Origin of the sequence: Kribbella sp. NPDC059898, from assembly GCF_042730855.1 — a bacterium.
GTDB lineage: Bacteria > Actinomycetota > Actinomycetes > Propionibacteriales > Kribbellaceae > Kribbella.
On record NZ_JBHWKR010000002.1, the window covers coordinates 447,545 to 473,919 of the forward strand.

Genomic DNA, 26,375 nt, shown 5'->3' on the forward strand with positions numbered 1-26,375 from the left:
ACTGCGCAAGTGACGTCCACCACCGCACCCAAGCGCCGCCGCGACCGGGCCGCCCGTGAGCGGGAGATCCTCGAGGCGGCCGAGCGGATCTTCGGGGAGCGTGGCTACCAGGGCACCTCGATGGACGACGTCGCGGCGCAGGTCGGGGTGTCGAAGCCGCTGATCTACCAGTACTACGGCTCGAAGGACGGCCTGTTCCTCGCCTGCCTGGCCCGGCTCCGCGGTCAGCTGCTGGAGACGGTCGCGGACGCGGTGATGGCGGCAGCCGATGCGGAGGACGCGCTCTACGCCGGCTTCCTGGCGTGGTTCCGGTTCCTCGACGAGCACCCGCAGGCGTGGTCGGTGCTGGTCGACGAGGGAATGCTGAGCGCAGGCCCGGCCGCGGAGGCGACCGACGAGGTACGGGCGGCATTCATCGAGCTGATCGCGACGATGGTGCGGATGAACATCCCGGCCGACCGCCCGGCCGACGACGACGAGGTCCAGATCGTTGCCCAGAGCATCTCCGGCGCCACCGAGCGGCTGGCGATCTGGCGGACCCGCAGCGCGAATCCGCCGACGCCCGAGAAGGTCGCCCGTACCCTCCAGGACCTGCTCTGGCAGGGTCTGCACACCCTCAAGACCACATGATTCACACGTACGCCGAGATCCCGGAACCCCTTCGCGGTCAGATCCAGGCCCTGCAGGACGAAGCCTGGCCGTCGCCGCCAACTGACGGACCAGTGCACGACCCCGCACTTCAGCCGTTGTCGATGGTGCTGGTAGAGGACGGGGTGGTCCTCGCGGCGCTGGACATCCTGCGCAAGCAGCTCGAGCACGCCGGAAATACCTTCCAGGCAGGCGGTCTGAGTACGGTCGTCACGCGCGCCGACATCCGGGGTCAGGGCCACGGCCGCCGGCTGGTCAGCGCCGCCCGCGCCAGGATGATCGACGAGCACCTCGACCTCGGCCTCTTCACCTGCGACTCTCCCTTGCTCCCGTTCTACGAATCCGCCGGCTGGCAACACCTCCCCGGCACCGTCCTGATCGGTGGCACCCCCAACGACCCGTTCCCCAGCGACCAGCCAGGCTTCGACAAGGTCACCCTCGGCGCCTTCTTCACCGCCGCCGCCCAACAGGCCGCGGCAACCTTCCGGCAGGCCCGGATCGCCCTCTACCCGGGCCAAATCGACAAGCTCTGGTAACTCAGAGGATGTCGTTCGGCTCGAGGGTGGGGCCGATGGTGGAGCGGCCTTCGACGAAGGTCGGTTGGACGTAGTGGATGCCGGGGGTGGTGGTGCCGCCGATGGCCTGCAGGAGGCGTTCGGCGGCGCGTTCGCCGACGGTGGTGAGGTCGGGGTCGAAGGTGCTGAGCGGGTGGTCGGGGCGCATCACGCCGGCCAGCCGGTTGTCGTACCCGACGATCGCGATGTCGTCCGGGACCCGGACGCCGTGCCGGTGGAAGGTCGCGAACAGGCCGATCGCGATCTCGTCGTTGGCGGCGAAGATCGCGTCCACCGGTTGCCCGCCGGCCAGGATCCGCTCCCCGGCGTTCAGGCCCCAGCGCTGCTGGTAGCTGCCGTACAGCGGGGCGCCCATCGCGATCGGCATCCCGGCGGACCGCATCGCCTCGGTGAACCCGTCGACCCGCGCGTCGACGGCGGGGTCGTGGACGGCGGCGGTGACGTGCGCGATGTTCCGGCGCCCGATCCCGATCAGGTACTCGGCGGCCGCTCGCCCGGCGCCGCGGTTGTCCGGCGCGACCACGTAGTCGGTCTCCGGCGTCGCGGACGAGGACGCGAACACCACCGGTACGGCGAAGTCCTCGGACAGCACCAGGCTGGCCCGGTTCGGATCGTCGCCGACGACCAGCAGGCCGTCGATCCGGCGTGACCGGAGCCGCTTCAGGTACTCGTTCAGGACCCGCGGCGTACCCCGCGCGTCGAGCGTGACCGTGGCGATGTTCTCCCGGCCGAGGTAGTTGGTCGCCCCCATGATCAGCGGCATGCTGAACCGGCCCAGCGCGGACTCGGCCAGGACGCCGACGATGAAGCTCCGGCCGGTGACGAACGACCGCGCCAGCATGTCCGGCTGGAACTGCAGCCGCTCGGCGGTCTCGATCACCCGGGCCCGGGTCTCGGCGGACACCCGGCCGACCCCGTTCAGCGCCCGCGACGCCGTGGTCAGCGAGACGCCCGCGACCCGCGCGACGTCACTCATGCTGGCCCGCTTCGCCATCGTCCCTCCCGTCGACTCATTCCGACCAGAGTGTAAACAGTTGCGCACAAGTGCCCTCTGACCGGGGAGAATCGGGCGCGAAAATACTTGCGCTGATGATGGGAGTACCGATGCCTCTGCCACCGCTCGGACCGGATGTCGTCGAGGAGTTCACCCGCACGATCTACGGCCGTACGCCGGACGGCGGCAAGCTGAGCGAGCTGGTCCTGCAGTCCCGCGAGGACGGCGTACTCGACGGCGCCGCGGACCGGCTCCGGCATCGTGCCACCGTCGCGTGCCCGCTCGGCGATCTGTCGTTCGACACCCTCCTGCACCTCCCGTCCGGCGGCGATGCCGCACCGGTCGCGGTGATCCTGAACTTCGACGGCAACGACCAGACCCTCACGGGTTTCCCGTACGAGAAGATCGTCCAGGCCGGGTACGCCGTACTCACCGCGCACTACCAGCAGCTCGAGCCGGACGACCCGAATCCGCCGGCGCCGGGCGTCCGCGGCCTGTTTCCGGCGGAGTCGTGGGGTGCGGTGGCCGCGTGGGCGTGGGGGTTGTCCCGGCTGCTCGACATCGCCGCGACGCTCGACGGCCTCGACGGCCTCGACGTGGGACGTGCCGTGGTGATCGGCCATTCCCGGTTGGGCAAGGCCGCGCTCTGGGCCGGCGTACGGGACGAGCGGTTCGCGCTGACGGTCTCGAACGACTCCGGCTGCTGCGGCGCCTCGCTCTTCCGGCACCCGGGTGGTGAGGACATCGAGGCGATCACCAGGAGGTTCCCGCACTGGTTCGTCCCGTCGTTCGCGCAGTACGCCGGGAAGGAGGACGAGCTGCCCGTCGACCAGCACCAGTTGCTCGCGAGCATCGCACCCCGCCGTGTATACGTATGCAGCGCGGAGGACGACGCGTGGGCGGATCCGGAGGGCGAACGTCTGGCCGTCGAGGCGGCCCGGCCGGCGTTCGGCCCTGACGGGATCGGGTACCACCTCCGGCCCGGCGGGCACGCACTGCTGGAGGAGGACTGGATGAAGGCGCTGGCCTTCTGACGCCGTCGGGCCGCCCTCCCTCATCGAAGGGCGGCCCTTCAGGCCGTCAGTTCTGCTGCAGGGACAGGTAGAACACGTCCTCGTTCTCGGTCTGGTTGAGCGCCTTCACGGTCGCGTCCGGGTCGACGATCGGCACCTCGACCTGGACCTGGTTCTGGCCGATGCTCTTCCACTGCAGCGGCGTACGGTTGCCGTACAGGTCGACGCGCTCCAGCGACTTCACGGTGCCGACGTTCCGGAAGGTCACCGACATCGTCGGCTCGCCGAAGTTCAGGTGGATGGTGTCGCCGGTGTTCGGATCCTCGAAGATGTCGGCCTGGTTCTGCCGCTTCAGGTCGATCGCCAGTACGACGTGCTTGTCGTCCAGACGGAAGCCGTTCGCGGTGGACAGCGCCTCGTTCAGCTCGGGCTTGAGCTCCGGGGTCGTGGAGAAGTTGTCGTACGTCTCGGCCTTCGCTCCACGGAGCAGACCTGCCAGCGTGGTCAGCGTCTTTCCCTTGGGGCTCAGGTTGTTGCCGTTGCGCAGCGTCCGGTTGTACCCGAACGCGTTCGGGTCGTCCGGCGCCCACTCGGCGAAGTACAGCAGCTTGAACCGATCGAGGTTGTTGCCGCCCTTGCTCAGCGCCCAGTGGAACGCCCGCGGGTAGACGTCGGCGACGAACTTGTCCTCGGTGGTGAAGCCGAGCTCGGTCTGCCAGACCGACGGGTTCTGTACGCCGCGCTTCTGCGCCGCCGCGTAGATCGTCTGCATGGTGCCGATCGGCATGTAGTGCATGTCGAACACGTCGATGCCCTGCCACGCCTTGTACTTGTCCAGCAGGGCGATGTACTCGCTCAGCGGGGCGCCGCAGATCCAGCCGCCGTACACAGCCTTGACGCCGTTGTCGTGCAGCACCTGCACTGCCGGCAGGTGGATGTCGGTCATGTACTGATCCATGCCGCCTTCCCAGAAGCCGGAGCCGGGGTAGGCCTCGTTCCAGATCTGGAAGTACGTGATGCCGAGCGGCTTCAGGGTGTCGACGGCGAGCTTGACGAACTTCTTCCAGTCCTCCGGGTTCTGCGGCGGCGTACGGCCGATGCTGGTCTGGACATCCTTCGACGACAGGACCTTGCCGCCTTGCGTGACGGTCAGGTGCCGCGTGAACTGGCCGTTGTTCTCCGACGTCACGGCGCCGTACTCGTAGGTCTTGCCGTGGAAGTCGTATGTGTAGCCGGTACGGTTTGCGGCCCAGCCGGCGGTGTACGCCAGTACCGGCAGGATCGTGATGCCGTGGGCCTTCGCGAGGGTGAACTGGCGGACGTACTCCGCGAGCGCGGCCTGGTCGATCTGGCCCTTCTTCGGCTCGACCGAGCCCCAGTCGAAGTCCATCCGGTCCCACTGCATGCCGGCGACCAGTCCGGTCTGCGTGCCCTGGTTCTCGCCCGCGAACGCGCGGAACGGCTCATTGAGGACGAACGGGAGGTCGGCGACCACGCTCGGCGCGTCGCCAGTCGCCCCGGCGACGGCCTTGACATCCGTGTCGGCGGTGATCGCGATCGGAGCGGTGTACGGCTTCGCGGTCGTCGACGTGGTCGGGTCGCTGCCGTCTGTGGTGTAGGTGATGCAGGCGTTCGGCGTCGAGCTCGCGAGCTGGACGCTGGTGCCGGAGGTGACCGCGCCGGGGCCTGGCGTCGCGGTGACCGGGGCCGTCTCCGGGGCCAGCTCGGTCGTGATCGATGCCTTCAGCTTCCCGGGCACCCACCAGGTGGTGACCTGGTCGCTCACGAACAGGATGTCGTCGCCCTTCGCCGCGACGAGATTGAGGTCGAACGAGGCGGCCGTTCCTGAATACGTATACACCTCGGTGAACGGGCCGGCGACCTTGGTGGAGTCGCCGTCATGAGCGAGCAGGACGCGGAACCGGCCGCCCGGCGAGCTGAACGAACCGCGGACGTGCAGGGTCTTGCCGTCGGCCTGGTCGGCGACCGTGTAGGTCTCCGAGATCGACCGGTAGTCGGTGCCGATCGAGCCGTCGGCCTTCACGAACCAGGCGTGTTCCGGCTTCTTCACGTCGGCGGCCCACTCGTCGGCCGCGAACACGCCGGAGCCGCCCTTGTTCAGCAGGCTGGTGGTGCCGCCGTCGATCGACTGGTACGACCAGCGGCCGGGCGCAACCACGTTCGTGTCGAGCCGGTAGTCGGCGACGTTGTCAGCGGTCGGGTTGGCCGGCGCCGGCGTGCAGTCCACCGGCAGCGCAGCCTCCGCCGGGACTTCGGGAGCGAGCGAAAACGCTTGCACGGTTGGCGGGGTAGCGATTGCGCAGAGCACGACAAGCGCGAGCCCTGCCGAGAGCGGGCGAATCTTCACGAGGACTCCGTCATTCGAGGATGATTCACGCGTGAACAGGTGATGATCGGGGACGGTAGAGCCGCCGAGACAACCTTGTCAACGGGGTAGCAGCGAGCTCTTGACGCCGCCGTACCGGCAGCGCAACCTGGTTGCGCACACGCTTGCGCACATTCGCCTCGTCCGCACCTCGAGGAGCTCCCGCATGCCCGAATCCGCACCGTTCTCCCGCCGGCTCCTGCTCGGCGCCGCCGGCGTCACCTCGATCGCTCTGACCACCGGACCACCGGACTGCCGGCCTCGGCGGCCGACTCGCCCAACGCCTCCCCGAACGGCACGTCGATCTCGTCGGCCACGTCGTTCACCGACAACGGCGGCAATGTCTGGACGCTGTCCGGCGGCGTCATCTACCGCAACGGCGGCACAGTCGGGAACACCTACAACGTCACGGTCCTGCTCTGGTACGGCGGGATGGTCTACCACTGCGGCACCGGCGGCCAGTGGTACGTCGTACTCAACGACACCTGGCGCCCGTGCAACGACCCGCGCCTCTCGCTCTCCGCGCCGCCAGGCCTGATGTACGGCGTGAACGGGCACCACGACTCGTCCCTCTCGCCGGCCATCATCGCGGACCGGATGTCCGGGCTCGGGGCGACCGTCTTCCGGGTGAACACCGGCAGCAGCGCGGACACGATCGGCGCGGTGGCGACCATCGCGAGCTCCCTGAACGGCGCCGGCAAGAAGACGTTCCCGGTGATCGACGCCGGTCTCCGCGACGGCGCCGGCAACCTTGCCTACAGCAACGAGTCCGGCGCCTACAACGCGGCGCACGCGATCGGCGCACAGGTGGCTCAGGCCTGCGCGCCGCACGGCGTCACGATGTACGAGTGCGGCAACGAGCTCACCCGCGACCCGTACATCATCCTGCCCGACCACCAGGCCGACGCCGGCACCAAGGCGATCGACTTCAACAACACCAACTGGCCGATCATGCGCGGCTTCATGAGAGGCCTGATCGACGGCGTCAAGAGCGTTCAGCCCGGCGCCCTGTGCGGGATCAACTTCTGCAACTCGGACGTCGCGGCAGCGGACGCACTGTGGGACGGGCTGCAGCCGGACGGGAGTGGCGGCTATCCGCAGGTTCGCTGGGATCTGACGACGTGGCACAACTACGAGGGCGACGGCGACATCTTCCACATCGGCACCGACGGCGCCGGACCGTCGTTCAACCTGCCCGTGTACGTGAAGGCGCGGTTCGGCAAGCCGTTCATGCTGACCGAGTGGAACTCAGATCCCAACCAGGGCACGACACACCGGGCGTCGTACATCCAGACCCAACTGGCCGAGTTCCAGTCAGCACGCACGACGGAGGGCTTCCTGTCCTCGATGTTCTACGAACTCGACGGCGGCACCCAGTGGGGCCTCACCGAGTCGGACGGCACCCCCCTGAACCCGCCGTACACCGCCTTCCAGAGCTTCGCCTCCTCACACCCGGACATCTGACTGCATGGACACCACAGATCTACCGCAACCACCGGCCGGATGATTTCATCCCAAATCGCTTCAAAACAAGGCCTTCTGCTTTGAAAACTGTCGGAGGCGCCAGCTAGAGTCTGTGCATGGACATTCTCGACGGACGCACGGTGGTTGCTATAGGCAACCATGAGGTGATGCCTGCCCTCGACGAGGTCAACGCCGAGATCACCCGCCTGCAAGCCGTCCGCCTCCAGCTCATCGCCCGCGCCGAGACCGACGGCCTCGCCCAGGAGCTCGGCGCCCGCGACACCATAGAACTCCTCACCTTCCGCCACCGCCGCGACCGCACCGAGGCCTGGCGCGACGTCCACCTCGCCCGCGCCCTCCCCAAATACAAGGCCGTCAACGCCGCCCTCACCCACGGCATCCAGTCGACCGACGGCACCGTCCACCAGATGCAAACCGGCCACGCGGCCGCGATCATCACCGAACTCGAACGCGTCCGCACCCGCGTCCCGGTCGAAACCCTGGACGTCGCCGAGGAACAGTTGGTCGGCCTCACATCGCATCTCACCCCCAAGGAACTGCGCACCGCCGCGAAACAGCTGTGTGACCGGATCGACGCCGACGGCCCCGAACCCGAAGAACACAAGGCCAACGCCCGCGAATCGCTGACATTGAGCACCGCCGAAAACGGGGTCAAGTTCCGCGGCTACCTGGCCAACGAGAACGCGGAGTTGTTGCGGGCGATCGTCCACGCCGGCGCCCGCCCGCACAAGACCGTCGACGGGGAACACGATCCCCGGCCGCGGGACAAGCGTCAGGCCGATGCGCTGACGACGGCGTTGACGGTGGCCGCGAACGCCTGGGACACCGACACCGCCGGGCACGGCGCGAAGGCGAACATCACGGTGACGATCGACCTCGACGACCTCCGCTCAGCGACGGCGACCGCGCACGCGACCGGCCAGACCGTGTACGGCGACGACCTCTCCGCCGGCAGCATCCGGCGTCTGGCGTGCGACGCGAACGTCATCCCGCTGGTCCTGGGGTCGAACTCGGAACCGCTGGACGTCGGGCGTAGCGAACGCCTGGTGACCAGGCATATCCGGCACGCGCTGGTCGCGCGGGACCGGGGCTGTGTGGTGTGTGCGGCGCCGCCGGTGATGTGTGACGCCCATCATCTGACGCACTGGGTGGACGGCGGACCGACCGCCGTCGACAACCTCGCGCTCTTGTGCCGACGGCACCATGTCGATCTGCACAACGACCGCTGGGCGATCGCCATCACCGACGGCAAGGTCCACGTAGCCCGCCCCACCTGGGCCGACCCGACGCCTGCACGCCCCACCCAACCACCGAGACCAGCCCCGGCCCACCCCAACTCCCCACCCCGCGAACCACAACGCGACACCCCCACCACCCCCGTACCACCACTCGCCGCACCCGCCCACCCCGAGCCAGCGGGCGCCGCACCCGCCTACCCCGACTCACCAGGCGTCGTACCCGCCTGCCCTGAGCCGGCGGGCGTCGTAGCCGCCTGCTCCGATTTACCAGGGCCTGTGCCTACGTGCGCCGGCGACCCGCCTCCAACGCTCAACCCCTGGGGCGACACCGCCCCACGAACCAGCCGCTGGACAGCCGACGAAGCAACTCTCACCGCCGCAACCCACTTCGCCGTCTGGGGAAACCGCACGCCCACCGAGCCCGCCACCGGCCCACCCTTCCCGCCACCATCTGAGCCCTCGGCCTCAGATCGAGCAACACGCCACCAGCCTGTCGAACGCGGGGCACCCAACACCCGCGTTCGACAGATCCCGCACGCCTCAAATCGACCAGGCAACCTCACAGACCCGGCCCCGCCGCACCCCCAACGCGCCCAGCCGACCCCTGGGACTACAGACCCGCGCCCGCCCCACGGACCAGCCGCTGGCAAGCCGACGAAGCGACCCTCACCGCCGCGGCCCGCTTCGCCGTCTGGGGCGACCGCGCCACGGCCGAGTCCGCCACCGGTCCACCGCCGTTCGTGACCGTCCGAGCCCACGCACCCCACGCCGACTCGGCTCAGCTGATCTGCGCGCCGCAGCTAATCCGCGAACAGTTCGTGGATCGCATCCTCCTGCTCGTCCGACAGATTCGACCGAATGAGCCGAGCCCGGAGCCCCGTGGCCCTGAAGGTATCCCGCACCTTCTCCGTCGCCTCATCACTGGACAACAGAAACAACGCCGACGTCCCAGGCGTCACCTCGTCCCGAACACTCCTGATGAAGTCGTCATCGATCCCCACATCCACCAAAGACCCCGCCAGTGCCCCGGTCGCCGCCCCGATCGCCACCCCCGCCACCGGCCCCAGAAAGATCGTCCCGAACAACAACCCCCAGAACATCCCACCCACAGCACCCGGCCCGCTCATACTCCGCAGCTGCCGAGTCCGCGGCCGCCGCTTCTCCGGCTGCCACGACACCGACGCCGCATCATGCATCCGGATCACCCCGTCCTTGGCCAACGCCTCCAACGTCCCGATCGCCTGATTGGCCCCGTCCCAACTACCAAACTTCCACACCGTCAACGTCCCCATGGCCCACTCCTCTCCCCCAACCCGTACTCCCCCCGGCCCCCGCCCCACCACCCCCTGAGCCGACAGCACCTCAATCCCAGCCCAGACCCAAGCAGCCGACAGCCGCCGAGGGTCCATCCCCGCCCCACGACTGATCTCCCGACAACCCCGTGCTCTCCCGACACCCCACGCGACTCCCCACGACCGACGAGCACACGCCCGACCAGCCAGCCGCAGCTCCCACCCGGCAGGTCCTTCCCGACCTCAGCCACCACACCGTTCCAGCCCACCCCAGCCACACCGCTTGCCGGCCCAGCCCAACTGGCGCACGCCGCAGCCCACCACGACACGGTTCGCAGCCCAACCAGCACACCCTCAGCCCAGCCGGTGCACCCTCAGCCCAGCACAGCTCGTCCACCCTGCACCCCGGGCCGCCCAGCGATGATGAGCCGGCCGAGGCTGCTGATGCTGGACGAGCACACGTCTTCCCGGCCAGCTGGCACGCCCTCAGCGCAGCCCGCGTTCTCGTCTCGTCCAGCGGGAGCGCGTCGACTCCGACGCGAGCGGGCTGACGGTGGTGTCGGACGCCGTACGGCGCTCCTACGTCTCCAGTCGGTGCCTCGTGGCCTCCGAGGCGGGTGCCGTTCCGCGGCCTGCTTCCGGACACGCGGCTGAACCTCACGCGCAGTCTCGCCCGACAGATCAGTCGATCAGGCCGTTGGCCCTCGCCCGCCACAGCTGTTCGCGCGCCGACTTGCTGTCGAGCATCTGCAGACCCCGAACCGCCCAGCCCCGTAGCAACTCGTCGTCGCTCTGCAACTGCTCGACGAGCAATGGCAGGGCTTCCTGCGAACGCGCTTCACCGACGAGCTCAAGCAGCCAACGCCGCAACCCCTGGTCAGCCTGTTCCAGCCTGAACGCCGTCATCAGCTCGTGAACATGTTCAGCAGCATGCGGCAACAGCAGCTGAAACCCGCTCTCCTGCACCTCCGGGTCCCGCCGACGCATAAGCCCCAAAGCCCGCTCGAACCGCTTCGTCACACCGCGCCCCTAACCACCAACCTCGAGCCAGTCGCCAGACATCCACCAACCATCTGAGGCCCCCGGTCAGCCTGCTCGTCGCCCGCGGCCTCGAACCCCGAATCCGCTGATCAAGAGTCACAGCTACCAACAACATTCTGCGCGCAAGGCCCTGCGCCTCGCCGACGCTGTCCACACCATCTCCCGGCCAACCGCACGCGGCAACTGCTTGACCAGCGCGGTGACGGGCCTTCATGGGGGTAGCACCTCGGTCCACGCCGCCATCTTCGCGGAAACCTTTCGCCGCCTTCGGCGGGGTGCGTGGGGGTGGTGTCGCGCGAGGTGCTGGCGCAGACGGGGGTGGTGTGAACATGAAAGGACAGCGTTGCGCGCTGGCTGTTTGCCCGCGGGGTGCGTGGGGTGGTGCCGCGTGAGGTGATGGCGTGGGCCGGGGTGCTGTAGCTGGTGTGCTTTGTCTACCCCGAGGGCATCCCTGAGGGAGGACCCTGAGGGTGGGCTGACGGATGTCATGGATGGGTTGTGACGGCTGGTCGAGGAACTGGTGGGCAGGGTTCGGGATGCTCTTGGGTATGACGACAACGACTGCGGTCAGCCTGCGGGGTGTGACCAAGAAGTATGCGGACGTGCAGGCCGTCGCCGGGGTGGATCTGGATATCCGGGCCGGTGAGGTGGTGGCGCTGCTGGGACCGAACGGGGCCGGGAAGTCGACCACCATCGAGATGCTGCTCGGGCTGGTGCGGCCCGACCAGGGGACGGTGCAGGTGTACGGCGGTACGCCGACCGACGCGATCGCGCTGGGGCAGGTCGGGGTGATGCTGCAGAGCGGCGGCATCATCGAGGACGCCAAGGTGGGCGAACTGCTGAACCTGGTGGCCGGCCTGCACAAGGACCCGATGCCGGTCGAGGAAGCCCTGGAACGCGCCGGGATCGCGGACCTCACCAAAAGGACGATGAAGGGGCTGTCCGGCGGGCAGAAGCAGCGGGTGCGGTTCGCGATGGCGATCATCCCGCAGCCGGACCTGATCGTGCTGGACGAGCCGACCACCGGGATGGACGTCGAGTCCCGCCGGGACTTCTGGGCGTCGATGCACGAGGAGACCGCCCGCGGGCGGACCGTGCTGTTCGCCACCCACTACCTGGAGGAGGCGGACGCGTACGCCGACCGCGTCGTGCTGATGCGGAACGGCAAGATCGTTGCCGACGGCACCGCCGCGCAGATCAAGGCGAGCGTCTCCGGCCGTACCATCCGCGCCACCGTCCCGGGCGCCGACCTGGCCGCTCTCGCGGCGCTGCCCGGCGTACGGAACGTGGAGACCCGCGGCGAGGTCGTGCTGCTGCAGTGCGCCGACTCCGACGACACGCTGCGGTACCTGCTGGGCAACACCGGCGCGCACGACATCGAGGTGACCTCGGCGGACCTCGAGGACGCCGTACTGGCCATCAGCTCGGCCCAAGAGGAGACCCTGGCATGAACCGCGACTACCTGATCTTCGACATCCGCCGCACGCTGCGGAACCGGCGGGTGATGATTTTCTCGATCCTGATGCCGGTGGTGCTGTTCCTGATCTTCGGGCTGACGATCCCGAAGCAGGCCACCGAGGGCGGGATCTCCGCGATCGCGTACGTGATGGTGAGTATGGCGATGTTCGGCTCGATGTCGGCCGCGATGAGCAGCGGCGGCGTGATCGCGGCCGAGCGCGACGGTGGCTGGAACCGGACGCTCCGGCTGACCCCGCTGAAGCCGCAGGCGTACGTCGTCAACAAGGTGATCCTGAGCCTGCTGCTGGCGGTCCCGCCGTTGCTCGTGGTGTTCCTGTTCGGGATGACGATGGGCCACGTGCACCTGAGCGTGGCGCAGTGGGTGACGGTCGCGCTGGTGTCCTGGCTCGGCGCGCTGCCGTTCGCGGCGATCGGCCTGGTCATCGGGTACATCGCCAAGCCGGACAGCGTGCAGCCGATCACCGGTCTGAGCACGATGCTGATCGCCGCGTTCGGCGGCCTGTGGCTGCCGGTCGACCAGATGCCGAAGGCGATGAAGTACGTCGCCGAGCTGACGCCGGCGTACTGGACCGGGCAGACGTCCCGGAGCGCGCTCGCGCAGACCGGGCTGGACACCCACGCGCTGCTCGTGGTGATCGGCTGGACCGTCGTGCTCGGCTTCATCGGCCTCCGCCGGTTCCGGGCCGACACCGCCCGCGCCTGAGCCGGAGTACGTCCCGAAGGATTACCGTGACCACCGTGAAGACGAATCCGACGATCATGGACGGCCTGGCCGACCGGGTCGGCAAAGGTCCGGGCCGCTGGGCGTGGGTGGCGGGCGGCATCTGGCTGTTCTACCTGTCGCAGCCGCTGCAAAGTGTCGCCGACCGCCAGCACGGCGTGGTCCGGATCCTCGGGTTCCTCACGGTGGTCCTGTTCGCGGCGAGCTACCTGGCGTTCTTCGGGCTGATCCGGGTGAGCGCCCGGCGCGGGCAGCTGGCGCCCTGGCAGCGGATCGGCTACCTGGGCGCGATGCTGGCGCTGTGCCTGCTGATGATCCCGACCGCCGGGCAGACCGCGCTCACCGGACTGGTCTACATCGCCGCGTGCGGCGTGATGCTGCTGGAGCTGCCGGTCGGGATCGCGTTCGTGCTGATCCTGCTCGGCGGGGCCGAGATCTCGATGCGGGTGGTGCCCGGCTGGACGGACGACGGCAGCTACGGCTTCGCGATCTTCCTCGGCGCGCTCGCCGTGTACGGGATGCGGCGGGCGATCCAGCGCACCATCGAGCTGGACGCGACCCGCCGGGACATGGCCGAGCTGGCCGTCCAGGAGGAGCGGAACCGGTTCGCCCGCGACCTGCACGACATCCTCGGCCACTCGCTCACCGTGATCACGGTGAAGGCCGAGCTGGCCGGCAAGTTGATCGCGGCGAACCCGGACCGGGCGGCCTCGGAGGTCGCGGACGTCGAAAGTCTCGCCCGTGCCGCGCTGGCCGACGTACGGGCGGCGGTCGCCGGGTACCGGGAGCTCAGCCTGGCCGGTGAGCTGGTGTCCGCGCGGGCCGCGCTGCAGGCCGCGGAGATCAAGGCGGACCTGCCGACCACGGTCGACGAGGTACCGGAGAACAACCGGGAGCTGTTCGCCTGGGTGGTCCGGGAGGGCGTCACGAACGTCGTACGGCACTCGGGCGCGAAGCGTTGCACGATCAAGATCAGCGCCGCGGAGATCGAAGTACTCGACGACGGCAAGGGGCCGACGCCGGACGGTGGCGTGCCCGGGCACGGGCTGGTCGGGCTGCGGGAACGGGCCGACCAGGCGGACGCCGCCGTACAGGTCGGTCAGGCGGCCGGTGGCGGCTTCCGGCTGGCCGTCACAGTGGGAGTGTGAGGATAGGCCCGTGAGCATCCGACTGCTGATCGCCGACGACCAGGCGCTGGTTCGCGGCGCCCTCGCCGCCCTCCTCGACCTCGAACCCGACCTGGACGTGGTCGCCGAGGTCGGCCGCGGCGACGAGGTGCTCGACGCCGCGAAGAACTCGCAGCCCGACGTCGCGCTGCTCGACGTGGAGATGCCGGGCCTGGACGGGATCGAGGCGGCCGCCGCGCTGCGGACCGCCGTGCCGGGGGTTCGGGTGCTGATGGTGACGACGTTCGGCCGGCCCGGGTACCTGCGCCGGGCGATGGAGGCGGGGGCCGCCGGGTTCGTCGTGAAGGACACCCCAGCGACGCAGCTGGCGGACGCGGTACGGCGGGTGCACCAGGGGCTGCGGGTGGTCGACCCGTCACTCGCGGCCGAGACGCTGGTGGCGGGGACCAGCCCGCTGACGGGCCGCGAGTCCGACGTACTGCGGGCCGCCCGGGACGGCGGGACCGTCGCCGACATCGCGAAGGAACTTCATCTCTCCGAAGGCACCGTCCGCAACCACCTGTCCGCGGCGATCGGGAAGACCGGCGCCCGGACCCGCGCCGAGGCCGCGCGGATCGCGCTCGACAACGGGTGGTTGTAGCCGGTCCCTACCTCTAGGCTTGGCCTCGGGGAGGGGGGATCTGGATGTCTATCGGCGATTTCAGTGTCCGCGGGAGGCTCGCGGACACCGGTGAAGGGATCACGCCGGACGAGCTCCAGCTCGCGGCGCGCAACCACGCGATGCCGTTGGAGAGCCTGCGGTACGACGTGACGCCGCCCGGGCTGCACTACGTCCTGGTGCACTACGACATCCCAGGGACGGACGCGGGCGACTGGCTGCTCAGCCTCGACGGGTGCGTCGAAGAGCCGTTGTCGTTCGGGCTGACCGAGCTGCGGGCGATGGGGCGCCGGACGATCCGGGTCACGCTCGAGTGCGCCGGGAACGGGCGGGCGACGCTGCAGCCGCGGCCGATCAGCCAGCCGTGGTTGTCGGAGGCGGTCGGTACGGCGGAGTGGACCGGCGTACCGCTGGCGGATCTGCTCCGGTCGGCCGGGCTGCGCGAGGACGCGGTCGACGTGGTGTTCACCGGTGCGGACCACGGGGTGGAGCGCGGGGTCGAGCAGGACTACCAGCGGGCGCTGACGGTGGCGGAGGCGGTCGAGTCCGGCGCGATCGTCGCGTGGGAGATGAACGGTACGCCGTTGCCGCCGCAGCACGGGTACCCGTTGCGGCTCGTCGTACCGGGGTGGTACGGGATGGCGAGTGTGAAGTGGCTGCGGTCGATCGAGGTGATCGACCATCCGTTCGACGGGTTCCAGCACGCGGTCGCGTACCGGTTCCGGACCGGGGCGGACGAGCCCGGGCTGCCGGTGACCCGGATCGAGCCGCGGGCGCTGCTGGTGCCGCCCGGGTTCCCGGACTTCATGAGCCGGCACCGGTTCGTTGCCGCGGGCCCCGTTCCGCTGTTCGGCCGGGCGTGGTCGGGCTGGGCGCCGATCGACCGGGTCGAGGTCAGCACGGACGCCGGCGTCAACTGGCACGAAGCGCGATTGGATGCCCCCGGCAACGACGAGTTCGCCTGGCGGGCGTTCGCGTACGACTGGGAGGCGACACCGGGCGAGCACGTGCTGACGGTCCGCGCGTACGACACCAGCGGCCGCGAACAGCCCGTCGAGGCCGAGTGGAACCGCGGCGGCTTCGCCAACAACACCGCCCAGCGGATCACGGTCCTGGTCACCTGACGTACCGCGTGTCGCTCGCACGTTCCGCCGTACCGCCGTCACATCCTGGAGTTGGGTACCCGGTCCTCACTCCAGGAGTGTGACGGTGAACGACAACCATCTGCATGCCCGCATCTTCCGCACCACGGACGAGTGGTACGCCGACGTCGACGACGAACTCGACCCCCAACCGGACAACCCCCTCTGGCACGGCACCTACACCACCCAACCAGCCGCCCTCCAAGCCGCCTGCGCCCACCTCGCCGCCGCCGACCAGCAGGCGTCCTGACTACTCCGGTTCGTTGTGGGAGGTTCCGCCTACTCGGTAGGGGGTGGTGATGCCTTCGTACATGAGGTGGGTCATGAGGCCTTGGGAGGCGTGGGGGAGGTTGTGGCAGTGGTCCATCCAGAGGCCTGGGTTGTTGGCTACGAAGGCTATTTCGTAGGCTTCCTTGTTGCCTACCTCCAACGTGTCGGTCCACCAGGGGGAGCCGGTGGCGGGTACGCCGTTGCGGGAGAGGACTACCGCGTGGTGGCCGTGGAGGTGCATGGGGTGGGCTTGGCCGCTGGTGTTGGAGATCTTCATGCGTACGACGTCGCCCTCGGCCACCGTGAACATCGGTACGTCGGGGAACTTGTGGCCGTTGATCGTCCACCACAGACCGGGCTTGCCGTCCAGGAAACCCGCCGTACGGCCGATCCGGTACTCGAAGTTGCGGTTCGCCTTCGACGGGTCGAAGCCCAGCGGTGCGGGCGTTCCGTACTTCAGCAGATCCACCGTGTCGCCAGGCAGGTCCCCGGTCGGCGGATCGGTGCCGGCGGGGGCGATGCCGAGCGACAACGAGGAAGCACCGGCCACCAACCGCATACCACCCGCGGGAACAGCCGCCTCCAGGTCCACGCGACCGCCCGCGGGTAGTGCATAGGCGGCGGTCGTCGGGGTCGGCCCGTGGACGTCGTGACCGTCGACGGCGACCACCTTGTACGGCGTTCCGAGCAGCCCGACGCGGAGGATCGCGTTGTCGGTGTTGATCACCCGTACGCGCGCCGTCGTACCCGCCGGAAGATCCACCCGTGCCGTCCCGGTCCGCCCGTTGATCGTGCGTTTCCCGTCGTACGTGTGGATCGTCGCAACCACATCACCAGAAGTGGCCGGCGCGATCACGATCGGGCCGAACAGCCCGCCCTTCACCTCGTCGCTGGACACCTGGTGCGAGTGGTACCAGTACGTCCCGGCCTGCTCCGCCTTGAAGCGGTACACGAACTTCCCGCCCACCGGCACCGCGTCCTGCGTCACCCCGGCGACACCGTCCTCGGCGTTCGGTAGGTCGATCCCGTGCCAGTGCAGCGTCGCGCCGTCCTTCACGGACTCGTTCACGAACGTGACCTGCACCAGGTCGCCGACCTTCGCCCGGATCAGCGGGCCGGGCGACGTGCCGTTCACCGTGTACCCGTCGACGGTCTCGCCGGACGCGAGCTTGTACTTCTGCTTCCGCGCGACCAGCGTCACGTTCACGTCCGGCGTACCCGTCTTCGGCCCGGTCAGGTCCGCGACGCTCATCCCGCCCGCGTGGTCCATGTGGCCCATCGAAGCCGGTCCGCCGCCGTAGTCGGCGTACCCCATCTCGGCCGGGTTGTACTCCCCCGGGACCAGGCTGGTCGCCCACAGGTAGCCCAGCGGTACGAGTACCGCCAGGACCACCCCGAGTGCGACCAGCCGGCCCCACTTGCTGCCCAACGATCGACGCAGTTTGACCTCAGGCACTGGTCACGGATTCCTTCGGTACGGCGGCCCGCCGGGCGCCGGCGCTCGCGATGCCCGCGATCACCAGGCCGTTGATCCCGTGCAGCACGCCCAGCGCCGGTACGCCGAACGACACCACCGCGAGCAGGAACTGCACGACCACGAGGCCGACCACGATCCCTGCCAGCACCCGGCCGCGCGGTACGTCGGTCAGGAACGACACGATCAGGAACACCAGCGCCAGCAGGCCGATCACCGACCCGGCGATGCTGTGGTACGCCTCGCCGAAGTTGCTGTAGTCGGCGCCGATCGACGCGCCGTCGTTGGCGTCCTTGGCGATCGTGAAGCCGGACAGGGCGATCGAGGCGACCTGCAGGACGACCGCGATCGCGATCGTCAGGCCGACGATCCGGTACACGTTTCTCATCCCCGGCGCTCCATCCGGCGCTTCCGGATGATGAACACCGCGGCGACGATCAGCGCGATCGGGAGGATCGGCGGGTGGCCGCCGCCGAACACGCAGCCGATGGAGGCGAGTACGCCGAGCACGCCCAGCATGATCAGCAACGGAAGCGGCACCCGGCTGATGAACCCACGCGCAGCCCACGGCGGACGGCCGCCAGGACCAGGAGCGGATTCAGCAGCGGCGTTCTGAGGTGCGGTCCACGGCGGCTTGCTCCAACCCCATGGTCCAGCCCAGCTCTCACCCTCGCCCGCAGTCGTCTGCTGTTGACCCGGCAGGTCTGCGAACAACTGTCCGATATCTGCCTCGGTCTTGGCCTTGAGGGCCTGCTCGACCCGGTCGGAGTGTTCCTCCGCGGTCAGCCGGCCGGCTTCGTAATGTTCGCCGAGGCGCCGGACGGCGTCCTCGCGTTCACGGTCGCCGATGCGGATCGGTCCGCCCGGCCTCTCCTCGTTCATGACTCTCCCTGGTGCTCAACGGGTGCTCGAAGGTTTCTCCGATGGCACCAAGGTTGTCGTTCCGGACCCCTGTCCCGCGTCGCCTCAGCGGCGGCACCTCCGCTACCCCCGGAGGAGCACGCTGCACCGCTGGACGCAGTACGGCGTACTCCCCCGGGCGTAGGACGACCCAGGGTTTACCCTCAGCCGTTCACCGAGAGGATCTGGTTCACGTCGTTGTTCGCCTTCGCCAGCGACGCCGGGTCGGCCTCGAACGCCATCACCGCGTCCATCGCCGGCGTCATCACCGCGGTCACGTCCGCGGCGTTCGGGTTGGCCGGGTACGGGAACACGTCACCGGCCTCGACCGGCTCCAGGAACGGCGTCACGTCCCACCCGCTCTTCGCGAACGCGGCCTTCGCCGCCGGCATGCTCGCCGCCACCGCCGGGAACACCACGCCCGCCTTGGCGACAATGTCCTGCGCGGTCTGCGACCCGAGGAACTTCACCCACGCCCACGACGCGTCCCGCCGCGTGGTCCCGGCCCAGATGGTGTCCGCGAGCCCGTTCATCATCGACATCCGCTTGCCGACCGGCCCGATCGGCAGCCGCGCGAGCTTCGTCTTCACCTGTTTCAGGGTGCTGTACGTCCCGAGCATCCAGGATCCGTTCGGCGTGATCGCGTACTTCCCCGCGCCGAACGAGGTCGTTACGTCGACGCCGGACTTCGCCTGGGCGTACGTCGGCATCAGGCCCTTGGTGATCAGCCCGCGCCACCACCCGATCGTGTCGGTGAACTTCGGGTCCCCGTAGAAGAACTTCGTCCCCCACGGTTCACCCTCGGAGTACTTCCAGCCGTTGGTCGCGGCGTACCAGCTCCAACTGGTCTGCCCGTCGCCACCGCCGGCGTCGGAGTACCCGAGTCCGTAGACCTTGACGTGGTCCTTGTCGAACCCAGGCTGGTCGCCGCGCCGCCCCTTGGAGTCGACGGTCAGCCGGCGGACGATCTGCTCGAACGTGCCGCCGTCCCGCGGGTTCCAGGTCATCGAGTTGAGCTGCTCGGTACTGATCCCGGCGGCCTCGGTGAACGCGCTGTTGTAGAAGTAGACCTCGGTGTCCCAGTCCTTCGGCAACCCGTACCGCTTGCCGTCGGCACCGATCCAGCGATCCGCCAGCCCCTTCTGGTAGATGCCGAGATCAACGTTGTCTCGGGCAACATAAGAGTCGATCGGCAGCACCTGCCCCTTGGCCGCGAACAGCGGGTACTTCGAGGAGTGCCCGGTGAACACATCCGGCGCGGTGTCCGAGATGAACCCGGTGACGAGCTTCGACCAGTAGTCGCCCCAGCCGTACTGCTCGATCGTCACCGAGTACTGCGGGTTCTGTTCGTGGAACACCTTCGCGCACTCGGTGTACATCGGCAGCTGTGCGGAGTCCCACAGCCAGTAGATGATCTCGCCGTCCCCGCGCGCCGTCGCACCGTTGTTGCACGCGGCAACGGCTGGTACGGCGAGCGAAGCGAGTCCGGCCTTCAGCAGGGTCCTGCGTGAGACATTCATTTGATCCCCGAGAAGCCGATGGAGTTCGTGATCCGCTTGGCGAACGCCAGGAACAGGATGATCATCGGCAGCGCCGCGACCAGCGTCGCCGCCATCAGCCCGGCCCAGTCCGGACCGCCCTGCGGCGTCTGCGACCGGAACACGCCCAGCGCGACCGTCAGCACCCGGACGTTCTCCTGCTGACCGACCAGCAGCGGCCAGAAGTAGTCGTTCCAGGAGTTGATGTAGGTCAGGATCGCCAGCGTCGCGATCGGCGCCCCGCTCATCGGGATGATCAGCCCGAAGAAGATCCGCCGGTGCCCGGCGCCGTCGATCATCGCCGCCTCCTCCAGCTCCCGGTTGATGCCGAGGAAGAACTGCCGGAGGAAGAAGATCGCGAACGGCGTCATGAACGCACCCGGCAGGATGATGCCGGCGAAGCTGTTCAGCAGCCCGAGGTTCTTGATCAGCACGAAGTTCGGGAGCGTGGTGAAGATCGGCGGCACCATCAGCGCGGCCAGGAACAGCGCGAACACCTTGTCCCGCCCGGGCCAGCGCAGCCGGGCGAACGCGTACGCCGCCATCGCGCTGAAGAACACCTGACACACGGTCGTGACCGTTGACACCACCAACGAGTTCCGCAGGTACAGCCAGAAGTTCACGGCCGCACCGGAGCCGCCCTGCGCCTGCGCCTCCTCGATCGACGCCAACCCGAGGACCCGCTTGAACGCGCCGAGCGTGGTCTCCACCGGGAGCAGCGAGTTCGGGTGCCCCGGGAGCTGCGTGTTGTCGGAGAACGCCGTACGCAGCATCCAGTAGAAGGGAAACAGCGTCACGATGAGCAGGATGAACAACATCACCCAGGCAACGGTTCTGCCTACGCCGAGCCTTCTCATGCGAGATCACTCTCCTTCGCCCGCAGCAGCCGCAGCTGCACCAGCGACACCACGGCGAGGATCGCGAACAGCACCAGCGCCATCGCCGACGCGTACCCGAAGTCGAACCGGGTGAACGCCCGCTCGTAGATGTAGTAGTAGATGACCCGGGTCGCGTTGATCGGACCGCCCTGCGTGGTCACCGCGACCGTGTCGAAGATCTGGAACGACCCGATCATGGTGACCACCAGGACCATCACCAGAACGGGCCGCAGCAGCGGCAGCGTGATCCGCCAGAACGTCTTCCACTCGGTCGACCCGTCCACCTCGGCGGCCTCGTAGACGTACGCCGGAATCGTCTGAAGTCCGGCGAACACCAGCAGCGCCGTGTACCCCATGTGCCGCCAGACGTTGATCCCGGCAACGGTCGGGATCGCCCAGTGCGAGTCGCCGAAGAACGCCACCGGGTCGACCCCGAACCAGCCGAGGAACGTGTTCACGACCCCGACCTGGACGTCGAGCATCCAGTACCAGACCAGCGCGACGACGACGTTCGCGACCAGGTACGGCGCCAGGATGATCGCGCGCACCGTGATCGACTTGGTCAGCCGGTACATCAGCATCGCGATCCCGACCGCGAGTACGGTCTGCAGGCCGATGTTGATCACGACGTACTCGACCGTCACGCCGAGCGCGTTCCAGAAGAAGCTGTCGTGGATCATCCGGTCGTAGTTCGCGAGTCCGTTGAACTTCGGCGCGGTGAGCAGGCTGTACTCGGTGAAGCTCAGGTACGCGCCGCGCAGCGTCGGCCAGATGTAGAACACCACGAAGCCGAGCGTGGCCGGGGCGAGGAAGATCATCGCGACCTTGAGGTCTCCCAGGCTGCGCCGCTTCCCCGGCGGCGCCGCCTGTCCCCCGTGACTTCGTTCGGTTGCCGGTGGTGCGTTGGTGGTGGTCACGGGGGATCTCCTTCTGTTGTCCGGCGGCCGGGCGGGCTTACCCGGCCGCTGTCACGTCCAGCAAGATCGCGCTCTCGGGCCATTGCGCGGGCATGAGCACTCCGACCGAGGCGAGGGCGGCGCCGTTCAGCTCCACGCTTCCACCGTCGGCCGACCAGCCCGCGGACCGCGACTCGGGCCCGGGTGTCGTGACCTTGCTGATGCGGTACGTCGTCTGCGGGTCGAGTCCGGGCAGCCGTACCCGCCCGACCGCCGACGTCACCGATTGAGCGACCTGTACGACGCTGAACACACCGCGCGACCCGTCCCGCGCCACGACGCCGTGGACGAGTACGTCCTCGGGACCGCGGTCCGCGCGGACCACCCGGCCGGTGTGCAGCAGCGGCCGCAACTCCTTGTGCAGCGCGACCCAGCCCTTGAGTTCCTCGCGCTCCTCAGGGGTGGCCGACGCGATGTCCCACTCGATGCCGAAGTGCCCGAACAGCGCGGTGATCGCGCGGAACGACAGCGTCTGCGTCCGGCCCGTGGTGTGCGCCCGCGGCGGGCCGACGTGGCAGCCGATCAGCTCCGGCGGCAGCAGCAACTGCGTGTACCGCTGGATCGTCTGCCGCTCCAGCGCGTCGTTGCTGTCGCTGCCCCAGACCCGGTCGGTGCGCTCCAGGATGCCGAGGTCGACGCGGGCGCCGCCGGACGAGCAGGACTCGATCTCCAGGCCCGGGTGCCGGCGCTTCAGCTCGTCGATCAGCCGGTACACGGCGGCGGTCTGCTCGTGGATGCCCGCCGTACCGGTGTGCTGGTTGCCGCCGTCGACGAAGTCGCGGTTGTGGTCCCACTTCAGGTACGCGATGTCGTACTCGCCGAGGATGCTGTCGAGACGCTCGAGGATGTAGTCGTACGCCTCGGGGATGCCGAGGTTGAGTCCCTGCTGGTTGCGGGCGGTCGGCGGCGTGCGGTCGCCGGCGGCGAGGATCCAGTCCGGGTGCTTGCGAGCCAGGTCCGAGTCCGGGTTCACCATCTCCGGCTCCACCCACAGCCCGAACTGCAGGCCGAGACCCCGCACGTGGTCGACCAGCGGGTGCAGGCCGTTCGGCCAGATGCCCTCGTCGACGTACCAGTCGCCGAGCCCGGCGCGGTCGTCGCGGCGGCCGCGGAACCAGCCGTCGTCCAGGACGAACCGCTCGGCCCCGACCTCGGCGGCCGCGTCCGCGAGCGACTTCAGCTTCGCCAGGTCGAGGTCGAAGTACACGGCCTCCCAGGTGTTCAGTACGACGGGACGCTCGGTCTTCGGGTGCTGCGGACGCGCGCGCAGGTAGTCGTGGAACCGGTGCGAGAGCTGGTCGAGGCCGACGCCGTACGAGCCGTAGATCCACGGGGTGCTGTAAGTGCCCTGCGGCTGCAGGCGGCCCTCGCCGGGGAGGAGCAGTTCGCCGCCGCCGATCACGCCGTACCCGGTCATGCCGCGCTCGGCGTACGAACGGTGGTTGCCGCTCCAGGCGGTGTGCACGCCCCAGACCTCGCCCGTGCGGAACCCGAAGCTCTCGGTACCGGCCAGCAGCAGAAGCGTGGCGTCGGCACCGGTGCGGCCGCGGCGGTTGTCGCGGATGTGCGCGCCCTGCGTGAACGCGTGCCGCTGCGGGTGCCGCTCGCCGATGTGCCGGCCGGTCATGTCCAGCAGCTCCGTCGCCTCGGTCGGCACCGGCAGCGCGAGGAACAGTCCGTCGACGGTGTACGGCGTCGTACCGGTGTTGGTCAGGTCAGCCTTGGCCTTCACCAGGCCCGAGTCGGTGAGCTCGATCGTCAGGTCGAGCTCGAGTCCGGCGTCGGCGGCCTTGACCTGCACGGTGTTGCCGGTCTGCGCGACGCTCGTCAGGCGGAAGCTCGCGGAGAAGTCCTGGCCGTCGCGGTGCCCGTTCAGGCCGGGCAGGCCGAACCAGCCGGCCGAGTACTCCGGCACGATCGCGACCGGGAGGTCCTCGTTCAGGCCGCTGCCGGACTGCACCGCGCCGGCACCGCGCCGCAGTTCCAGCAGAGCGTTCCCGGTCAGCTCGCCCAGGTCCGCGCCCCAGTGCAGGACGGACGGCAGCGCCGGACCGGAGCAGTCCAGCACCAGGCTGACGCCCGCCGCCCGGAGCTGCAGAATCTCGATGTTCGCCACTGTTGATTCACTCTGCTTTCTGATTGATTTCAGGACGGAACTATTTACCCCGTCAGCCCGGTTGTCAATGCTTCACGAAGTTAAGTAAATAGCCTAAGGGTGTCTATAACGAAGGAAAAGAGCCTGATCAGGCGCGGAGACGAACCTTGATCAGGTCACGCGCCGCCGAGGCTCCTACGCCGAACCGAGCGCAGCCAGTTGTCAACGGCCGCCACGTCCGGCGTCGCCGGGAGAACCGTCCGCCGCAATGCCTCGTCGAGCTCCCGGTGCAGGGCCAGCCGCCAGCGCTCCACCTCGGTCCAAGGCAACTCACCACGTTTGACCATGAGTAGACGTTCGCGATCCCGCCCGACGTCGACCTTGAGGGTTGCCTCGAGCAACAGTTCGCGAGCGGACAGCAGCAGCCGGATCAGGTGCATGACGTGCTTCCACTTCGGCGTACCGTCGCGGCGGAAGTCGGTTTCGAGTTTCTTGAACTGGCTGAGCACGTAGCCCGAGTACGTTTGGTATGCGAGCTGGGACAGGAAGGATCTCCGCAGCTCGAGCAACTCCTCACCCAGCGGGGTCTGGCGGACAACGAGGGGTGAGTGCAGGACCTCGAGGAGGTTGGGGTTCGACTTGAGGGCGAGTTCGCAGAAGCGTTCGACCTCCCAGGAGAACCACTCCGGCTCCGGACCGTCCACGTGCGCCGGCGGCTTCGCGAGCGACCAGAACGCCTCGGTCGGCGCTACGTACACCCCGCGGGTGTCGGTGTCGGACTCCTCGGTGTCCAGCCCGAACGCCCGCGACCCGACCACCGCCGCGTAGATCGTGTGCTCCCGCACCAGCCGGTCCCCGTCCGGCTGCTCGAGCCCGAGCGCCTCGTCCTGGTACGCCGTCCGCAGACTGAGCTGGTCCCGCCCGGCCACGGTCTCCCGCCCGTCGACCAGCCGCACCGTGTACCGCCCGTCCGCGGTCAGCCCCGCAACCCGCCCGGTCGCCCCCCGCTGCGCCGTACCGCCCTGGTCGTCCGGCCCCGCGACGCGCACGACCACCTGCGTGCCGATCGGCAACTGCGGACCCCGGACTGCCACCCGCTCATGCTGCCCGACTCCGGATCCCCACGCCATCACAATCGCCGCCCGCCACCCGCACTCCCGCCTGAGCGGTGCCGGGGGCCCCGATTGTGATGGCCTGGCGATCCGCCATGCCATTGACAAATTTTCCTGTCAATTGGACCCTGGACGCATGCTGAGGTACGTCGAGGAGCCGGACAAGGTGCGGTTGGCGTTGTCGCCGATCCGGCTGCGGCTGCTTGAGCTGCTCCGGGAGCCGTCGTCGGCGACCCAGCTTGCGGCCACGCTCGACCTGCCGCGGCAGCGCGTGAACTACCACCTCCGTGAGCTGGAGAAGGCCGGCCTGGTCGAGCTCGTCGAGGAACGGCAGCGGCGCGGGTTCACCGAACGGATCCTGCGCGCGTCCGCCGGCCTGGTGGTCGACCCGGCCGTGATGGGGCGTGCCTTCACCCAGATCCAGGACCAGTACGCCGCCGAGCACCTCGTCGAGGTCGCCGCCGGGACCGTGCGGGACGTGGCCCGCATGCAGACGGCGGCCGACGCGGACGGGAAGCGGCTGCTGACGTTCACGGTCGAGGCCGAGGTGCGGTTCGCGGAGCCGGGTGACGTGCACCGGTTCACCGACGCGCTGACGGCGGCGATGCAGCAGGTGATCGAGGAGTTCGACAGCGCCGGCGGACGGCCGTACCGCGTGGTCGCGGGCGGCCACCCGGCGCCCCGGCGTACCGAATCTCAGAGGGCCGAAGGAGACTCATGAAGATCGAGGTGACCATCGCCGCCCCGGTGGAGACGGTGTGGAACGCGCTACGGGACCGGGACAAGATCCGGCACTGGCACGGGTGGGAGTACGAGGGCGGCCTGGACGAGGAGATCGAGCAGATCTACTTCACCCGCGCCGTCGAGGACGGTACGACGCTGCGCCTCGGCAACGGCGACGTGTTCGCCGTCGAGGCGGTCGAGGGCGGCTCGCGGGTCACGCTGACGCGCGCACCGCTCGGTGCGGACCCCGACTGGGATGCGTACTACGACGACGTCACCGAAGGCTGGATCACCTTCCTGCACCAACTCCGCTTCGCCGTCGAACGGCACCCCGGCGAGACCCGCCACACACTGTTCTACTCAGGCACCGGCGGTCGCTCCCCGATCGACGAGCTCGACGGCCTGGTCAATGCCGACAGCGAGATCTGGTACCGCTCGGACCACCAGCTCGGCCTGGTGGTCGATGCCTGGGGCAACGGCCTGCTGGTCCTCAGCCACCGGCCGAACGGCGCGTCGATGGCGATCCTGTCGGTGTACGGCGACACCGATCGCGAGCAACTCGACGCCGAGTGGTCGAAGTGGTGGGCCAACCTCCTGGAGCGATGACAGAGAGCGTACGCACCAGTACGC

The 26,375-nt window shown here is 68.9% G+C and carries 26 protein-coding genes; 13 read left to right on the top strand and 13 right to left on the bottom strand.

Features of this window, described 5'->3' with window-relative positions; genetic code table 11:
- Positions 1–9: 9 nt before the first annotated feature.
- Both ACFV9C_RS07700 and ACFV9C_RS07705 read left to right on the top strand, forming a co-directional pair.
- Complete coding sequence (locus ACFV9C_RS07700) at positions 10–630, top strand: TetR/AcrR family transcriptional regulator (RefSeq protein ID WP_380191483.1); 621 nt, start codon at positions 10–12, stop codon at positions 628–630.
- Positions 627–1,184, top strand: coding sequence for a GNAT family N-acetyltransferase (locus ACFV9C_RS07705; protein ID WP_380191485.1), 558 nt, complete (start codon positions 627–629; stop codon positions 1,182–1,184). Before ACFV9C_RS07700 ends, ACFV9C_RS07705 begins: the two co-directional genes overlap by 4 nt.
- 1 nt (position 1,185) lies before the next feature.
- On the opposite strand, the gene ACFV9C_RS07710 is transcribed toward ACFV9C_RS07705, so the two are convergent.
- Positions 1,186–2,199 (bottom strand): LacI family DNA-binding transcriptional regulator, encoded by a 1,014-nt coding sequence (locus tag ACFV9C_RS07710; RefSeq protein ID WP_380191487.1) that lies wholly within the window; start codon positions 2,197–2,199, stop codon positions 1,186–1,188.
- 128 nt (positions 2,200–2,327) lie between these two features.
- Here ACFV9C_RS07710 and ACFV9C_RS07715 point away from each other — a divergent pair, with 128 nt between their 5' ends.
- Positions 2,328–3,251 carry an acetylxylan esterase gene (locus ACFV9C_RS07715; protein ID WP_380191489.1) on the top strand — a complete coding sequence of 308 codons (924 nt, stop codon included), beginning with the start codon at positions 2,328–2,330 and terminating at the stop codon, positions 3,249–3,251.
- Positions 3,252–3,297: 46 nt separating this feature from the next.
- Here ACFV9C_RS07715 and ACFV9C_RS07720 read toward each other — a convergent pair whose 3' ends face one another.
- Together ACFV9C_RS07720 and ACFV9C_RS07725 are read right to left on the bottom strand one after the other, a co-directional pair.
- A complete protein-coding gene (locus ACFV9C_RS07720) occupies positions 3,298–5,529 on the bottom strand; it encodes a chitobiase/beta-hexosaminidase C-terminal domain-containing protein (RefSeq protein ID WP_380191491.1) in 2,232 nt (743 codons plus the stop codon).
- Positions 5,530–5,834: 305 nt separating this feature from the next.
- Positions 5,835–5,984 carry a hypothetical protein gene (locus ACFV9C_RS07725; RefSeq protein WP_380191493.1) on the bottom strand — a complete coding sequence of 50 codons (150 nt, stop codon included), beginning with the start codon at positions 5,982–5,984 and terminating at the stop codon, positions 5,835–5,837.
- A 64-nt stretch (positions 5,985–6,048) separates the two neighbouring features.
- Here ACFV9C_RS07725 and ACFV9C_RS07730 point away from each other — a divergent pair, with 64 nt between their 5' ends.
- Positions 6,049–7,080: a hypothetical protein gene (locus tag ACFV9C_RS07730; RefSeq protein ID WP_380191495.1), complete on the top strand. Its 1,032-nt coding sequence runs from the start codon at positions 6,049–6,051 to the stop codon at positions 7,078–7,080.
- A 116-nt stretch (positions 7,081–7,196) separates the two neighbouring features.
- Positions 7,197–9,083: a DUF222 domain-containing protein gene (locus ACFV9C_RS07735; RefSeq protein WP_380191497.1), complete on the top strand. Its 1,887-nt coding sequence runs from the start codon at positions 7,197–7,199 to the stop codon at positions 9,081–9,083.
- Between the two features lie 56 nt (positions 9,084–9,139).
- Here the strand turns inward: ACFV9C_RS07735 and ACFV9C_RS07740 are convergent, their stop codons facing one another.
- Together ACFV9C_RS07740 and ACFV9C_RS07745 are read right to left on the bottom strand one after the other, a co-directional pair.
- Complete coding sequence (locus ACFV9C_RS07740; protein ID WP_380191498.1) at positions 9,140–9,631, bottom strand: DUF1269 domain-containing protein; 492 nt, start codon at positions 9,629–9,631, stop codon at positions 9,140–9,142.
- Between the two features lie 681 nt (positions 9,632–10,312).
- Positions 10,313–10,651, bottom strand: a complete 339-nt coding sequence (locus ACFV9C_RS07745; protein ID WP_380191500.1) for a HEAT repeat domain-containing protein — start codon at positions 10,649–10,651, stop codon at positions 10,313–10,315.
- Between the two features lie 569 nt (positions 10,652–11,220).
- Here ACFV9C_RS07745 and ACFV9C_RS07750 point away from each other — a divergent pair.
- The 6 genes from ACFV9C_RS07750 (at position 11,221) to ACFV9C_RS07775 (ending at position 16,049) form a co-directional block, all read left to right on the top strand.
- Positions 11,221–12,123, top strand: a complete 903-nt coding sequence (locus ACFV9C_RS07750) for an ABC transporter ATP-binding protein (RefSeq protein WP_380191502.1) — start codon at positions 11,221–11,223, stop codon at positions 12,121–12,123.
- On the top strand, positions 12,120–12,854 hold the full coding sequence (locus tag ACFV9C_RS07755) for an ABC transporter permease (protein WP_380191504.1): 735 nt from the start codon (positions 12,120–12,122) through the stop codon (positions 12,852–12,854). The genes ACFV9C_RS07750 and ACFV9C_RS07755 overlap by 4 nt, the downstream gene beginning before the upstream one ends.
- Before the next feature lie 35 nt (positions 12,855–12,889).
- Entirely contained in the window at positions 12,890–14,020 is a 1,131-nt protein-coding gene (locus tag ACFV9C_RS07760) for a sensor histidine kinase (protein ID WP_380191506.1), read from the top strand.
- 10 nt (positions 14,021–14,030) lie between these two features.
- Complete coding sequence (locus ACFV9C_RS07765; RefSeq protein ID WP_325042149.1) at positions 14,031–14,639, top strand: response regulator transcription factor; 609 nt, start codon at positions 14,031–14,033, stop codon at positions 14,637–14,639.
- Between the two features lie 44 nt (positions 14,640–14,683).
- Positions 14,684–15,781, top strand: coding sequence for a sulfite oxidase (locus ACFV9C_RS07770; RefSeq protein WP_380191507.1), 1,098 nt, complete (start codon positions 14,684–14,686; stop codon positions 15,779–15,781).
- An 85-nt stretch (positions 15,782–15,866) separates the two neighbouring features.
- On the top strand, positions 15,867–16,049 hold the full coding sequence (locus ACFV9C_RS07775) for a hypothetical protein (RefSeq protein ID WP_380191508.1): 183 nt from the start codon (positions 15,867–15,869) through the stop codon (positions 16,047–16,049).
- Here ACFV9C_RS07775 and ACFV9C_RS07780 read toward each other — a convergent pair whose 3' ends face one another.
- The 8 genes from ACFV9C_RS07780 to ACFV9C_RS07815 all read right to left on the bottom strand — a co-directional run bounded on the left by ACFV9C_RS07780 (position 16,050) and on the right by ACFV9C_RS07815 (position 25,004).
- On the bottom strand, positions 16,050–17,525 hold the full coding sequence (locus tag ACFV9C_RS07780; protein WP_380191510.1) for a multicopper oxidase family protein: 1,476 nt from the start codon (positions 17,523–17,525) through the stop codon (positions 16,050–16,052).
- Positions 17,518–17,931 carry a hypothetical protein gene (locus ACFV9C_RS07785; protein WP_380191512.1) on the bottom strand — a complete coding sequence of 138 codons (414 nt, stop codon included), beginning with the start codon at positions 17,929–17,931 and terminating at the stop codon, positions 17,518–17,520. The genes ACFV9C_RS07780 and ACFV9C_RS07785 overlap by 8 nt, the downstream gene beginning before the upstream one ends.
- Positions 17,928–18,425: a DUF1707 domain-containing protein gene (locus tag ACFV9C_RS07790; protein WP_380191514.1), complete on the bottom strand. Its 498-nt coding sequence runs from the start codon at positions 18,423–18,425 to the stop codon at positions 17,928–17,930. Before ACFV9C_RS07790 ends, ACFV9C_RS07785 begins: the two co-directional genes overlap by 4 nt.
- 182 nt (positions 18,426–18,607) lie before the next feature.
- Positions 18,608–19,963: an ABC transporter substrate-binding protein gene (locus ACFV9C_RS07795; RefSeq protein ID WP_380191516.1), complete on the bottom strand. Its 1,356-nt coding sequence runs from the start codon at positions 19,961–19,963 to the stop codon at positions 18,608–18,610.
- Entirely contained in the window at positions 19,960–20,838 is an 879-nt protein-coding gene (locus ACFV9C_RS07800; RefSeq protein WP_380191518.1) for a carbohydrate ABC transporter permease, read from the bottom strand. Before ACFV9C_RS07800 ends, ACFV9C_RS07795 begins: the two co-directional genes overlap by 4 nt.
- Complete coding sequence (locus ACFV9C_RS07805) at positions 20,835–21,776, bottom strand: carbohydrate ABC transporter permease (protein WP_380191520.1); 942 nt, start codon at positions 21,774–21,776, stop codon at positions 20,835–20,837. Before ACFV9C_RS07805 ends, ACFV9C_RS07800 begins: the two co-directional genes overlap by 4 nt.
- A gap of 37 nt (positions 21,777–21,813) precedes the next feature.
- Entirely contained in the window at positions 21,814–23,931 is a 2,118-nt protein-coding gene (locus tag ACFV9C_RS07810; protein WP_380191522.1) for an alpha-galactosidase, read from the bottom strand.
- Between the two features lie 155 nt (positions 23,932–24,086).
- On the bottom strand, positions 24,087–25,004 hold the full coding sequence (locus ACFV9C_RS07815) for a DNA polymerase beta superfamily protein (protein WP_380191524.1): 918 nt from the start codon (positions 25,002–25,004) through the stop codon (positions 24,087–24,089).
- Between the two features lie 154 nt (positions 25,005–25,158).
- Here ACFV9C_RS07815 and ACFV9C_RS07820 point away from each other — a divergent pair, with 154 nt between their 5' ends.
- Both ACFV9C_RS07820 and ACFV9C_RS07825 read left to right on the top strand, forming a co-directional pair.
- On the top strand, positions 25,159–25,743 hold the full coding sequence (locus tag ACFV9C_RS07820; RefSeq protein ID WP_380191526.1) for a helix-turn-helix domain-containing protein: 585 nt from the start codon (positions 25,159–25,161) through the stop codon (positions 25,741–25,743).
- A complete protein-coding gene (locus ACFV9C_RS07825) occupies positions 25,740–26,351 on the top strand; it encodes an SRPBCC domain-containing protein (RefSeq protein ID WP_380191528.1) in 612 nt (203 codons plus the stop codon). The genes ACFV9C_RS07820 and ACFV9C_RS07825 overlap by 4 nt, the downstream gene beginning before the upstream one ends.
- Positions 26,352–26,375: the final 24 nt, after the last annotated feature.